This window comes from Terriglobus sp. (genome assembly GCF_965201105.1).
GTDB lineage: Bacteria > Acidobacteriota > Terriglobia > Terriglobales > Acidobacteriaceae > Terriglobus.
This window is the reverse complement of the sequence record NZ_OZ241741.1, coordinates 3,717,453-3,730,166: the sequence shown is the minus strand read 5'-3', so window position 1 is coordinate 3,730,166 and position 12,714 is coordinate 3,717,453. Positions and strand designations below refer to the sequence as shown.

Sequence of the window (12,714 nt, the reverse complement as noted above, 5' to 3'; positions counted from 1 at the left end):
TCAGAGGTATGCGGGTCAGCGGTTGTACGGCCAGAACCGCACTTCTGCCTTCTTGGATTTGCGGTCTGCGGCAAACTGTGCGGCGCGTGGGCTTTCCACACCGTTGCGCTTCAGGATCTCCCGCGCGAGCTCCTGGTACGCTTCGGCACCACGCGAGCGCGGATCGTACAGGATGACCGGCAGGCCATGGCTCGGTGCTTCCGCAAGCCGAATATTCCGGGGAATGCTGGTGCTGAAGAGCTTGTCGCCGAAGAAACTCTTCAGGTTGTCCGCGACTTGCTGCGAAAGCGAGGTGCGCGGGTCGAACATGGTCAGCAGCACGCCTTCGAGCCCCAGCGTCGGGTTCAATCCCGCAACCACACGATCCAGCGTGCTCATCAGTTCGCTGATGCCTTCCAGCGCGAAGTACTCGGCCTGCATGGGGACCAGCAGGCCATCGGCGGCGCACAGAGCGTTCAAAGTGAGCAGGTCGAGTGACGGCGGGCAGTCGAGAAGGATAAACCGGTAGGTGCTACGCAGAGGTTCAAGGGCGTTCCGCAGCCGGAACTCACGATCTTCCTGAGCGGCGAGCTCGAAATTGGCGCCGATCAGGTGGCGGCTTGCCGGCAGCACAGAAAGGTGCTCGACCGGGGTGGGCAGAACAGCATCGGCGGCGCTGATTCCGTCGACCAGAACGTTGTAGGTGGAAGCGCGGTCCTCGCGGCGCGACAGGCCGACACCGCCGGTGCTGTTGGCTTGCGGATCGCAGTCGACCAGCAGGGTTGGCAGCAACTCGAGCGCGAGTGCGGCCGCCAGGTTGATAGCGGTCGTCGTTTTGCCGACGCCGCCCTTCTGGTTGACGACGGCAATGATCTTGCCGCGGGACGGCGGCTCGGGCTGGGAATGTGGGGTTTCGTTCGGCATGCCGTAGCCGTAAGAGTAGCCGACGCGGGTAGGGCCGGGCAAATGTTCCACGTGGAACAATACGGTTGCATCTGGAAGCGGTGTCGCTGACTCGATTCGCACCTGAGTCGACCGTGTCCATACCCATTTGATAACTCTGCAATTGCTCCACGTGGAACAATCCTGGCGGGCCAGCGCAGAACTCAGGATCAGCTCCGGCTGCGAAAGTTTCACCAATTGCTGCGAACGCGATTGTTCCACGTGGAACAATCGCTGGCTGCTAGCCAGGTCGCTTCGTGAGAGCGGGAATCCAGCCCGGGAGACGACTGTGGCCGGGGATCATGTGGTTTGCCTCTCCCCGTGTGCGTCTTGCGTTCCCTAAATTGTTCCACGTGGAACAATTCTGATCGGCAACACCTCGGAATGTGACGAGCTATTTCGCGAGACGCGCGATCAGGATGCGACCGCTTGAAAGTGGCACATGATGCGTCGTCACGTCGGCCCAGTGCGCTTCGGGCAAATGCGTGGCGCCTCCTTCCCCGGTGAAGAAGGCAAGAGTGCCGCCCGGCTCCAGGCGCTCCATGGCGGCGGTCAGTGCTTCGCGCATCTCCTCCACCGCACGCAGCGTAACCACGTCGAACCGGTAACCCTTTTCCATTTCCTCGACGCGGTGCGCCCAAACCCTTGCGTGCGAGCCGGTCATCCACACGGCTTCGCGCAGAAAGACCGCTTTCTTCGCATGGGCCTCGGCCAGCATCACGTCCGCCTCAGGCCGCAGCAGGGAGACAGGCAGGCCGGGGAACCCGGCACCCGAACCGAGATCGAGCATGGTCTGGAACTCCGGCAGCAGGCGAGCCATGTAGAAGCTTTCGCCCACGTGGCGCTGCACCATCTGCTCGGGATCGCGCACCGAGGTCAGATTCAGCTTCTTGTTCCAAATCTCCAGGAGAGAGATGTACCGCTGTACCCGTTCGTACAGGGAACGCGGCGGTTCTCCGTCCAGGTAGGGACGCAACAGCCGACCGATCTGCTCCGGATCAAGCTTGGCCATATTGCCTCGCGGCGCCGACAAACGCCTGCAGCAAACAGCGTGACGCATCGCTGTGGTCGAATGTGCGTTCCGGGTGCCACTGCACGCCGACCAGAAAGGGATGATCGCTGTCCTCGATGGCTTCGACGACTCCATCCTCCGCCGATCGCGCGCTGACGCGAAGACCGTCGCCCGGCATGCCGATGGCCTGATGGTGACTTGAATTGACCATAATCCGCAGAAAACCTTCCTGAGCATCGGACCGTACATCGGAGGCAGCGCGGAGAGTGCGGCCAAGCCCCGAGTCGGCAGAAACTATGGAGGCATGTGCGTCGGCGACGGAGCGCCCGGCCCGGTGATTCACGGGCATCGGGAGCAGGTGCTGGACCAGGGTGCCGCCCCGATGCACATTCAAAGATTGCAAACCGAAGCACACGGCGAGCGTTGGCGTTTCGCGCTGCTCGGCAAGTTCGAGCAGAAGCATATCGATGCGTTCACGCTCCGGATCGGCAGGCGCGGTTTCGGGCTGCACCTCATGCCCGTAGCGGGCGGGCGCCACGTCCGCACCGCTGCCAGGGAGGAGGACGCCGTGCGCGGAAGCGAACTGTGCTGCGATCTGCTGGTTTGTACTTTGCAGAGTAACCAAAACGGGCGTGGCACCACAGCGCTCCACCGCCGCGGCGTACTCGGGCCAGCACTGGTCGTTGTAGGCCGGATCGAACGAGGTCGGGCACGGGATAAGGATGCGGGGCGGCACGGCGGCTCCAGTGTACCTTGCTGATATGACTAGACTTGCGAGCGGGGGCGGAATAGTAACTTACCTAAGTAACTAAATTGAGGTGCCCCTGCAATTAAAATAAATCTGTTTGCCTGCGCGCAATCAGAATACTTCTGCGTTAGTTTGGATTTGCCGTCAACGAGAGTTGCGCGGCGGCTTCCCCCAGGTCTGTTCTTCATCGAAAAAGGGCGAGCGGATGCGCATGCATCGACTCGCCCGATTTATTTTGCAGGCCTTCAGGCGATGCCGGGTTCGAGGTCGTCGTCGCGGAAGCCGGAGGCGACCTGGTCCGGGCGGCTGGGAGATACTTCATCCGGGAGTGGATCGGCGCTCACATCTTCTTCGTGCCAGGCTTCCTGGGCGGTGTTGGCGAGCTGCTCGGGCAGCCAGAGTTGGAAGACGGTTCCGTGGCGTTCTGGTGCGTCGGAGCTGTAGGCGCGGACGTAGCCGCGGTGCTTGTGGACGATGCGGCAACTGATCCAAAGGCCGAGGCCGGTGCCGTGAATGCCTTTGGTGGTGTAAAAGGCGTCGAAAATGTGGCGGCGGGTACTGTCAGGCATGCCAACGCCGTTGTCGGCGATGGTGATGAGGACGCCGGGTGTGCCGGTGGACGGGCGGTGGGCGCGACGGGTGCGCACGATGAGACGGCCACCATCGCCGCGCATGGCATCGATCGCGTTGCCAATGAGATTGTTGAGGACCTGGCGGATGTCGCCTTCGTAGCAGGTGAGCGCAGCATCGGGGGCGTAGTCGCGCTGAACCTGGATGCCGAAGTTGCCGAAGCGCGCACTGTAAAGCAGCAACACTTCCTGAATGAGTGAGCTTGCGTCGACGCGCGTAGGCCGTGTGGACTGTCGATGAAAGCGGAGGGTCTGGGACGCGACCTGGGAGACGCGGGCGAGTTCACGGTCTGCGGTTTCGAGGTAGTCGCGCGATTGCTGGGAGATTTCATCGTCGAGGCGGACGAGGTAGAGCAGGTTGGTCACGGCTTCGAGTGGGTTGTTGATCTCGTGCGAGATGGAGGAGGCGAGCTTGCCAACGGCGGCCAGCTTTTCCGATTGAAGGAGCATGCTCTCGGCGCGCTTCTGTTTGCGCAGATCTGTGGCGAAGAGGGCGATATCGCCGGTGCCGCCGAACTCGGGATCGACAGGCAGCGCGAAGGCACCGATCAGCAGTGGAATCGCGGTGCCGTCCTTGGCGCAGTAGGCCTTTTTATAGGGTTCGGCGTAGCCGATGGTTGTCAGTTGTTCGATGGCGTGGAGGTCAGCCTTTTCGTACTTTGCAGGAGTGATGCTGTCCCAGCGGAGTTTGCCGGCGTCGACGTCCTGTGAGGTGTACTGCAGCAGGTTCTGCAGGGCGGGATTCAGGTAGGTGAACTCGCCGGAGGTCTTGCCGATGGCGATGCCGACGCTGGACGAGTCAACGAGAGTGCGGAACCGGCGTTCGCTTTGCTGAAGAGCCTGGCGGCCGGTCACAGAAGTTGTACTGTCCTGGGTCAGATTGAGTAGACCCACGATCTGGCCGAGCCCATTGCGGACAGGACTGTAAGTGAAGGTGAAAAAGCCCTGCTCCAGGCGGTCATGATTGAGCAGTTCAAGCGGCAGGTCGTTGTAGCTATAGGACTTGCCTTCGGTGAAGACGCTTTCAAGTTGTAGCCCGACATCGGGCCAAACCTCGGCCCAGACTTCACGGGCGGAGCGTCCCAGTGCCGATGGGTGTTTGTGCTGGAGGATGGGCACGAACGCGTCGTTGTAGAGGACGGTCATGTCGCGCCCCCAGAAGATCTGGACGGGGGTGGGAATGGCAAGCGCCATGTTGATAGTGGTGAGCAGGCTGGCGTCCCAAGTGGAGGTGGCGCCAAGAGGGGTGGCCGACCAATCTGTTGAGCGGATCAGGCCTGCCATCGCGCTTGCGCCGTGGATTGGGTTATCCGCTGTGCTGGAAGGGTTGAGTTCCATCGCTGTGTCTCTATTTTGACGCGTTTGGGCGTAGTGGAACACTCCGCATTCGGGGTAGATGTGAGCCGGGATGGCAGGCGCGCGACAATGGTGAGATGGGGCTTGGGTTCGAAGTGGGCGCGGTAGCCGACGGCGGAGGGCGGCGGGGGACGCTGCACCTGCCGCATGGAACCGTGGAAACGCCCGTGTTCATGCCGGTGGGTACGGCGGCGAGCGTGAAGGCGGTGCCGCAGGGCATGCTGGAGACGATGGGCGAGGATGGGCGCGGGGCGGAAATCATTCTGGCGAACACGTACCACCTGTACCTGCGGCCGGGGCATGAGTTGATTGCGCGGATGGGCGGCGTCCACCGGTTTATGAGCTGGGAGCGGCCGATGCTGACGGATTCGGGGGGCTTCCAGGTGTTTTCGCTGGCGGCGCTGCGCAGGGTGACGCCGGACGGGGTGGAGTTCCGGTCGCACCTGGACGGGTCGAAGCACTTTTTTTCGCCGGAGCACAGCATGGATGTGCAGATCGCGCTGGGGGCCGACATCTGCATGGCGTTTGATGAGTGCACGGAGCATCCGGCGACGTATGAGCGGACGCGCGAGAGCATGGGGCTGACGCATGCGTGGGCGGCGCGGTCGCTCCAGCATTTTCGGGCGAATGCGGAGCGGGTGCCGTGGTTCGGCGAGCGGAATGGGCGGCGGCAGAGCCTGTACGGGATTGTGCAGGGCGGCATGTTCCAGGAGCTGCGGACGGAGTCGGCGGCGCGACTGTTGGAGATGCGCGATGCGAACGGCGAAGGCTTTGACGGGTACGCGATCGGCGGGCTGGCGGTGGGCGAACCGCGCGAGGTGACGCGGGAGATCATTGCGCACACGCTGGCGCTGTTGCCCCCCGACAAGCCGCGGTACGTGATGGGTGTGGGGTACCCGGACGAGATTGTGGAGTATGCGCGGATGGGCGTGGACCAGATGGACTGCGTGTTGCCGACGCGGGCGGCGCGGCATGCGCTGCTGTTCACGAGCGAGGGCCGGCTGAACATTCGCGGAAAACGTTTTGCAGAAGACGGCGGGCCGGCGGATTCGAAGTGCGCGTGCTCGACGTGTATGCGGTATTCGCGGGCGTATTTGCGGCATCTGTTCCACACGGGGGAGCCGCTGGCGGCGACGCTGGCGAGCGTACACAACCTGCAGTTTTATCTGGACGCGATGCGGCGGGTGCGGGCGGAGCTGGCGGGCGAAGCTGCGATGGCCGACGCGGCGGGATGTCTTTAACGCTACTTCTGTATTGACAATGTCGCTGTTGCCGCGCTCTTATCACTCATTCCAAAAAGAGCAGCCTGCGATGCGGCGAAACGCGTTGCGGGAAAAGCGTTTCGATGAGGCCCAATGCGTAAGAGTTTGTCCTTTGGTGTGGTTGCGATCACAGTGGCCCATGCGGTGGTGCTGGCAGGGCCGGTGCATGCGCAGAGTATTTTCGGTCAAATTTCCGGCACAGTGACCGATGCGACGGGTGCGGCGATTCCGAATGCGACGGTGACGCTGACGAATACGGGCAAGCAGCTGACCCGGACCGTGACCACGGATGGCAGCGGCAACTACACGGCGACGACGCTGCCGCTGGGTACCTACACGGTGTCCGCAACGTCGCAGGGGTTTAACACGGCGCAACAGCAGAACGTTGAGGTGACGGCGGATGCGAAGGTGACGTCGAACCTGTCGCTGCCGGTGGGCGAGAGCACCCAGGTGGTTGAGGTGCAGGGCGGCGCGGTGGAGTCGTTGAACACGACGACCGGCGAGCTGTCGAGGGTAATCGATTCGCGGCAGGTGGACAACCTGGCGCTGAACGGCCGGAATTACACGCAGCTGCTGACGCTAGTTCCGGGCGCGGTGGTGACGAACCCGGACATTTTCTCGGTGACGACGTCGCTGGCGTCGAACAACCAGACCATTAACGGCAACCGCAGCGACACGAACAACCTGACGGTGGACGGAGCGTACAACCAGGTGGCCGGGTCGAACGGGTCGCTGATGAACAACGTGGGGCCGGATTTTATCGCCGAGGTGAAGATCGACACGTCGAACGCGTCGGCGGAGTTCGGGCGTACTTCGGGGCCGACGTTCAACATTGTGACGAAGAGCGGAACCAACCAGTTCCACGGGGGCGCGTTTGAGTTTCTGCGCAACAGCTATGTGGATGCGACGAACTATATTGCGCGCAGGAAGACGCAGCTGATCTACAACGATTTTGGGTTCTTTGTCGGCGGGCCGATTGTGAAGGAGAAGCTGTTCTTCTTTGTGGGGGAAGAGTGGAAGCGGCTGCGCCAGCAAGCGACGGCGAGCACGTTTACCGTGCCGACCAGCGCGATGCTGGGGGGCGACTTTTCAGGGTTGTGCACGGCGGGATTTGTAAGTGGTGTGTGCGCGAACGCCGCGCAGCAGTTGTATAACCCCGGCACGAGCACGCCGATCTTGAACAATAACATCGCAAACCGGATTACGCCGGATGGGCGCGCGATTGCGAATGTGTATTCGACGATCATCGCGGGTGGTCTGAGTTATCGCGATGGGCAGCCGGGAACGCCGAGTAATAACCTGACGCTGGCTCCGCCAAACCCGCTGAATTTTCACCAGGACCTGGTGCGGTTCGATTATGTGATCAACCAGAAGCACTCGTTGTATGGGCGCTGGATTCACGATCAGAACTCGCTGATCGATCCGTTCGGAACGTTTTCGAACAGCGGCATTCTGAATACGACGCCAACGCAGCGTAACCGGCCGGGGCAGAGCTATCTGCTCTCGGAGACGTGGCTGATTCATTCGAACCTGATCAATCAGGCGCAGGCGAATGCGAGCTGGGCGGCGCAGCGGATTCCGCCGGTTGGCAATAACTGGAAGCGCGAGACGTATAACTTTCAGTATCAGAAGCTGTACCCGAATGTGGGCACTTATCCCAACGGCATTCCGATTGTGAACATTACGAACTTCGCCGGAATTCAAGGGCCGAACTTCGGCTTGTTTTCGCCTTCGACGGACATCCAGGTGGCGGATAACCTGACGTGGGTGAAGGGCAACCATAACTTCAAGTTCGGTGCGGCATATATTCGTGACCGCGTGGATCAGAACGGCCGGCCGAATTACACGGGCACGGCAACGTTCAATTCCCTGCCGACGACGAGTAACTGCCGCGCGACCACGGGAAATACGACATGTTACTCGCTGGCGGATGCGTTTCTGGGTAACTTCCAGTCTTACTCGGAGGCGAGCGCGGACCCGGTGGGTCACTTCCGCTTCAACCAGATTGAGGGGTATGCGCAGGATAGCTGGCGCGCGACGCGCAAGCTGAGCCTGGAGTACGGTTTGCGCTACCAGTGGGTGCAGCCGTTCTATCTGCAGGGAAACAACGCGACGAACTTTGACGCGAGCGTCTATAACCCGATGAACGCGGTGACGGTCACGACCAGTGGCGGGCTGGTGGCGAACTCGGGTAACCCGTACAACGGTTTGATTCGTGCGGGCGGGGGTGTACCGGGCGATCAACAGAAACGCGTGCCGAATGTGAACACTGCGCTGTTTCCGCTGATTCCGACGGGAGCGCCGCGCGGCTTTTACAAGATGAACGGCGCGGTGGGGCCGCGGTTTGGATTTGCCTACGCGGCGAATGAGAAGACGTCGGTACGCGGCGGCATCGGCCTGTACTACTACCGTGCGCAGGGCAACCTGATCTTCAGCCAGTTGAACCTGCCACCGTTTTTGAACAACACGCAGCTTGGCATTGGCAACCTGGCGAGCGCGGCGACGCAATCGGCCGCCGCGCCGGGACTGCAGGGATCGATCAGCGCGATCAACCCGCGCAACAAGAACCCATACACGGTGCAGTACAGCTTTGGCTTCCAAAGGCAGCTGCCGTCGGCGGTGCTGCTGGAGATGAACTATGTGGGTAACGTGGCGCACCACCAGTTACGGCAGCCGAACATTAATTTTCCGGACCTGACGAGCGTGGTAACGAATCAGAACTCGACGGCACCGTACTCGTCGACGGCGATCTTTAACCCGTACCGCGGGTATAACGCGATCAACAGCAACCGGTTTGATTCGAACTATAACTACAACGCGCTGCAGGTGTTTGCGTCGAAGCGCAAAGGCGTGGTGACGGCGACGCTGGCGTACACGTATTCGAAGGCGCTGGGCGACTCGTCGGTCAACAACGTGACGCAGGAGAACTGGCGCGACCAGGAGTACAACTACGGTCCGCTGTCAAACGATCGGCGGCACGCGTTTGTGGCGAGCTTTGTGATCCAGGCGCCGGAGCTGCGCGGCCACAGCTTTGCCGTTCGCGAGGGACTGGGCGGATGGCAGGTGAGCGGCGTGGCACGGTTGCAGAGCGGAGCGTACTACAACGTGCAGGCGACGTCGCCGATTCAGTTCGGAACGGTGCGCGCGGACCAGTTGCCGGGGGTGAAGATCTATGGCAGCGGGCACGCCGGGTTGAACGGCTACCTGAACACGACGGCGGGCAGCGTGGCTACGGTGAACCCGGTGACGGGGGCGGCTGTGACAACGCCGGCGCGCGGCGCGTTCTCGACGGTGCCGAAGACGGCGTTCCGGTACGGGAATTCGGGCTATGGCGTGATTGTGGGGCCGGGGCTGGCGCAGACAGATATGACGCTGTCGAAGTTCTTCCCGATTGCGGAGAGCGTGAGGATGAAGTTCCAGTGGGACGTGTTTAACGTACTGAACCGGACGAACTTCAACGGAATCAACCTGAACGTGAGCAACAGCAACTTCGGGACGTTTTCTTCGGCGTTCCCGCCGCGGCAGATGCAGTTCGGGTTGAAGCTGCTGTTTTAGGCGGGCCGGGCTGATGTGCTTTCGGGCGGCGTGCAAGCACGCCGCCCGGACCGCTAGACCAGATTTCCTGAAGGTATAGCTCTAATGATGCGTCGGGCCTTCAGCCCTCAGATCTTATTTTACGCATACCTGGGCCTTCGGCCCAGGCTGTTATGTGCCCGGGCTTTCAGCCTAAAGACGTAAGAGCTAAACCTATACGAAAACAGATCTAAGCCGGATTCCAGGGGTTCAGCACCGCGGCGCCAGTTTTCTTAAAATCTGTCACGTTCCGAGTCACGATCGTCAAACCGTGTACAAGGGCCGTAGCAGCAAGGAAAGCATCGCGTTCCGGGCGTGGGTCCGGCACGTGTATTGGCGCGCACCGAAGCGCCACTGTAGCATCGACCGGCAGGGTCCGATTGACGAACTCAGGGAGGACACGCTCGTTGAGCCAGGACCGCAGCATTCTTCCTTGAGCGGTGTCGCGACGATCGACACGCAGGATGCCGAGTTCGATTTCGAAGAGAGTAATGACTGAAATGTACAGAGCCGAAGCGTCGGCTCCGGAAAGCCAGGCAAGGACATTTGGATCGGCTTTCCCGTCGCCAGCCTTGCGCAGCTCTGAGATGACGTTGGTGTCGAGCAGAAACATCAGAGGAAATCGGCGGCTCGAGCGAGTTCACGCGACCGCGGCGGCTCGAACTCAATCTCCGACAGGCCCGGCATCGACAGGGCGTCTATGATGTTCCGGCTCTTTCCGGAGATTCGCTGGTACTCCTCAATGCTGAGCAGGACGTGGGCAGGCCTGCCCCGGTCCGTGATGAAGACCGGCCCTTTGCGAGCGGCCTTCTTCGCGCGACTGGTGTCCTGGTTAAATTCTCTGCTGGAAAGGGTTGTGATTGCCACGGGGTGTCCTCGTTTCGAGGGATTGTAGATATGTTACTACAATTATGGTGCCGCGGCTGAATCGGCTGCTCCTCTCCGGTGGTTGCGCGGGATACCGAGGTGGGCCGCCCACCTTAGCCGCAAAAGCGCGGCGAAGGTGGGGCACATGCGTTTGCGAGCCGAATGCGGGTTTCGGTGCAAGCACCGAGTCCGCTGCGCACCCACGGTGAAGCTGTGGGTGCTTCGGTCGAAACTACAAGGTTGAGGGCGCGGAGCGTAAGAAAATGCGGGTTTCTCCACTGCGTCAGCGCAAAGAGCGCGCTGACTCCGGTCGAAATGACAAGGTTGGGGCGGGGAGCGATGACAAGGTTGGGATAGCGAGCGATGACAGGTGAGGGCGGGGCGCAGGGATGTGGTTAGGCCCCGTTACTCGGGTTTGACGGGAGGGTTGGTGGTGTAGGTTTTGCGGACGAGTTCGACGCTTTGTTTGGGCTGCATGGTTTCGGAGAAGAGGCCTTTGCGGTTGTAGCCGTCCTGGAGTTTGGGGATGTTGCGGGTGGAGGAGCGGAAGTCCATGAGGACCCAGGGGGTGACGCCGCGCATCTGGGGGATGCGGCGGATCATGTCGAACTGGTGCTGGAGGACGTTTGCCTGCTGCTCCTCGGTCCAGCGGTCGTTGGGGCTGCCGTGGTTGCCGTACTTGGCTTCGGCGCCGAACTCGGACATGATGAAGGGTTTGTTTGGAAGGACCCAGGTTTTGCGGTCGGCGTCTTCGGGTGTGCCTTCGTACCAGCCGATGTATTCGTTCTGGCCGACGACGTCGAGCGCTGCCATGAGGGGGTCTTCCTGGACGATGCGGTCTCCGCTGCTGTGGGGGCCGATGAGCGCGCTGGTGATGAGGCGGGTGGAGTCGGTGTGGCGGGCCTCGTTGGCCAGGTCGGTCAGGAAGTGGGTGCGGTCGGGGTTGTTGGGCGTTTCGTTGGAGACGGACCAGAAGATGACGGACGCCTTGTTTTGGTCGCGGCGGATCATCTCATGCAGCATGGTGACGGCCTTGCTGTAGACCTCCGGCTTTTCGAAGGAGATGCGCTGCCAGAGCGGGATTTCGGACCAGACGAGGATGCCGGCGCGGTCGGTGGCGCGGGTCATGCGCTCGTCGTGCGGGTAGTGGCAAAGGCGAACGTAGTTGGCGTGGATGTCGTGCAGCATTTTGAGGATGTTCTGCATGTCGGCGTCGGTGATGGCGCGGCCGCCGCGAATGGGCGCTTCGGCGTGCATGTTGGCGCCGAGCAGGGCGACGGGTTTGCCGTTGAGCAGGATGCGGGTGCCGTCGACGCGGACGTCGCGGAAGCCGATCTGGTCGGTGACGGTGTCGGTGCCGGCGCGGAGTTCGACCTTGTAGAGCCTGGGGCTGGTGGTGGACCAGAGGTCGAGGTGTTTGGCTTCGGCGTGAAAGGGGGCGCGGCCGTTGGCGTCGGTGGTGGCGGTGATGGAGACCCCGGCCTCGGGAATGCTGATGCTGACGGAGGTGCCGGCGGAGGCGCCTTCGACGTGGACGTAGCCGTCGACCGTGCGGGCGGCGGCGGTGTTCGCGGCGAAGGTGGGGCCGTGCGCGAGCTGGACTTTGTAGTCGTCGATGAACTGGGCGGGGACGGTGATCAGCGAGACGTCGCGGGTGAGGCCGCCGTAGTCGTAGAAGTCATAGGAGACCGAAGGGATGTCGTCCTGGTGGCGGGTGGAATCGACGGCGATGACGACGAAGTTGCTGCCGGGATGCAGGAGTGAGGTGGCGTCGCAGTCGAAGGGGGTGAAGCCGCCTTCGTGGTCGCAGAGGCGCTTGCCGTTGATCCAGAGGACGGAGCGGTAGTTGGCGGCGCCGACGTGGAAGAAGGTGCGGGTGCCTGGCTGGTTGCCGGTTGGGGGGGTGACGTTGAAGTCGCGCTGGTACCAGACGACGCCTTCGAAGCGGAGCAGGGTGGGGTCCTGGGTGTTCCAGTCGCCGGGGACTTTGAGGGTGGGCGCGGTGGAGAAGTCGTACTCGGAGTTGTGCGGGCCGGAGGAGATGTTGGGGTGGGTGTTGAGGGCGTAGCCGTTGTCGCGGATGTTGCCCTTGCCGTCGTAGAGTTCGCGGGCGGGCGGCTGCTCGACCAGGTAGTGCCAGTCACCGTCGAGGGATTGCGCGGGCCGCTGGTCAGCGCCGACGAGCAAGGTGCGCAGGGGCTGCTGGGCCGTGGTGCTGGCGGCGGCGGTGAGCAGGACGAGAGCTGAGGAGAGAAGCTGCGCGCGACGTAGAACCGTTTTTATCTGCACGCGCACCACTGTACTGCACCAAGAGAAAAGTGGGCTCAAATTCTTTGCGAAACGAAT

General features: G+C 62.0%; 9 protein-coding genes. 2 read left to right on the top strand and 7 right to left on the bottom strand.

Translation table 11 applies throughout. The features are described 5' to 3' along the window. Positions 1–15: 15 nt before the first annotated feature. The 4 genes from ACOFKT_RS16390 to ACOFKT_RS16375 form a co-directional block, all read right to left on the bottom strand. A complete protein-coding gene (locus ACOFKT_RS16390) occupies positions 16–903 on the bottom strand; it encodes a ParA family protein (RefSeq protein WP_419805055.1) in 888 nt (295 codons plus the stop codon). Between the two features lie 412 nt (positions 904–1,315). Then, positions 1,316–1,933 carry a 16S rRNA (guanine(527)-N(7))-methyltransferase RsmG gene (rsmG, locus tag ACOFKT_RS16385; RefSeq protein WP_419805054.1) on the bottom strand — a complete coding sequence of 206 codons (618 nt, stop codon included), beginning with the start codon at positions 1,931–1,933 and terminating at the stop codon, positions 1,316–1,318. Continuing rightward, entirely contained in the window at positions 1,920–2,669 is a 750-nt protein-coding gene (locus tag ACOFKT_RS16380; RefSeq protein WP_419805053.1) for a gamma-glutamyl-gamma-aminobutyrate hydrolase family protein, read from the bottom strand. The genes rsmG and ACOFKT_RS16380 overlap by 14 nt, the downstream gene beginning before the upstream one ends. 257 nt (positions 2,670–2,926) lie before the next feature. Then, positions 2,927–4,648 (bottom strand): ATP-binding protein, encoded by a 1,722-nt coding sequence (locus ACOFKT_RS16375; RefSeq protein ID WP_419805052.1) that lies wholly within the window; start codon positions 4,646–4,648, stop codon positions 2,927–2,929. Positions 4,649–4,743: 95 nt separating this feature from the next. On the opposite strand from ACOFKT_RS16375, the gene tgt reads away from it, so the two are divergent. Together tgt and ACOFKT_RS16365 are read left to right on the top strand one after the other, a co-directional pair. Then, complete coding sequence (gene tgt / locus ACOFKT_RS16370) at positions 4,744–5,907, top strand: tRNA guanosine(34) transglycosylase Tgt (RefSeq protein ID WP_419805051.1); 1,164 nt, start codon at positions 4,744–4,746, stop codon at positions 5,905–5,907. A gap of 114 nt (positions 5,908–6,021) precedes the next feature. After that, positions 6,022–9,483, top strand: coding sequence for a carboxypeptidase regulatory-like domain-containing protein (locus ACOFKT_RS16365; RefSeq protein ID WP_419805050.1), 3,462 nt, complete (start codon positions 6,022–6,024; stop codon positions 9,481–9,483). Between the two features lie 208 nt (positions 9,484–9,691). On the opposite strand, the gene ACOFKT_RS16360 is transcribed toward ACOFKT_RS16365, so the two are convergent. The 3 genes from ACOFKT_RS16360 to ACOFKT_RS16350 form a co-directional block, all read right to left on the bottom strand. After that, positions 9,692–10,114 carry a type II toxin-antitoxin system VapC family toxin gene (locus tag ACOFKT_RS16360; protein WP_419805049.1) on the bottom strand — a complete coding sequence of 141 codons (423 nt, stop codon included), beginning with the start codon at positions 10,112–10,114 and terminating at the stop codon, positions 9,692–9,694. Continuing rightward, positions 10,114–10,368 (bottom strand): type II toxin-antitoxin system Phd/YefM family antitoxin, encoded by a 255-nt coding sequence (locus ACOFKT_RS16355; protein WP_419805048.1) that lies wholly within the window; start codon positions 10,366–10,368, stop codon positions 10,114–10,116. Before ACOFKT_RS16355 ends, ACOFKT_RS16360 begins: the two co-directional genes overlap by 1 nt. 405 nt (positions 10,369–10,773) lie before the next feature. Continuing rightward, positions 10,774–12,657 (bottom strand): glycoside hydrolase family 2 protein, encoded by a 1,884-nt coding sequence (locus ACOFKT_RS16350; protein WP_419805047.1) that lies wholly within the window; start codon positions 12,655–12,657, stop codon positions 10,774–10,776. Between the last annotated feature and the right edge of the window lie 57 nt (positions 12,658–12,714).

Coding starts and splice junctions, on each gene's coding strand:
- ACOFKT_RS16390 (WP_419805055.1), bottom strand. CDS start 903: ATGCCGAACGAAACCCCACATTCCCAGCCCGAGCCGCCGTCCCGCGGC.
- ACOFKT_RS16375 (WP_419805052.1), bottom strand. CDS start 4,648: ATGGAACTCAACCCTTCCAGCACAGCGGATAACCCAATCCACGGCGCA.
- ACOFKT_RS16360 (WP_419805049.1), bottom strand. CDS start 10,114: ATGTTTCTGCTCGACACCAACGTCATCTCAGAGCTGCGCAAGGCTGGC.
- ACOFKT_RS16365 (WP_419805050.1), top strand. CDS start 6,022: ATGCGTAAGAGTTTGTCCTTTGGTGTGGTTGCGATCACAGTGGCCCAT.
- tgt (WP_419805051.1), top strand. CDS start 4,744: ATGGGGCTTGGGTTCGAAGTGGGCGCGGTAGCCGACGGCGGAGGGCGG.
- rsmG (WP_419805054.1), bottom strand. CDS start 1,933: ATGGCCAAGCTTGATCCGGAGCAGATCGGTCGGCTGTTGCGTCCCTAC.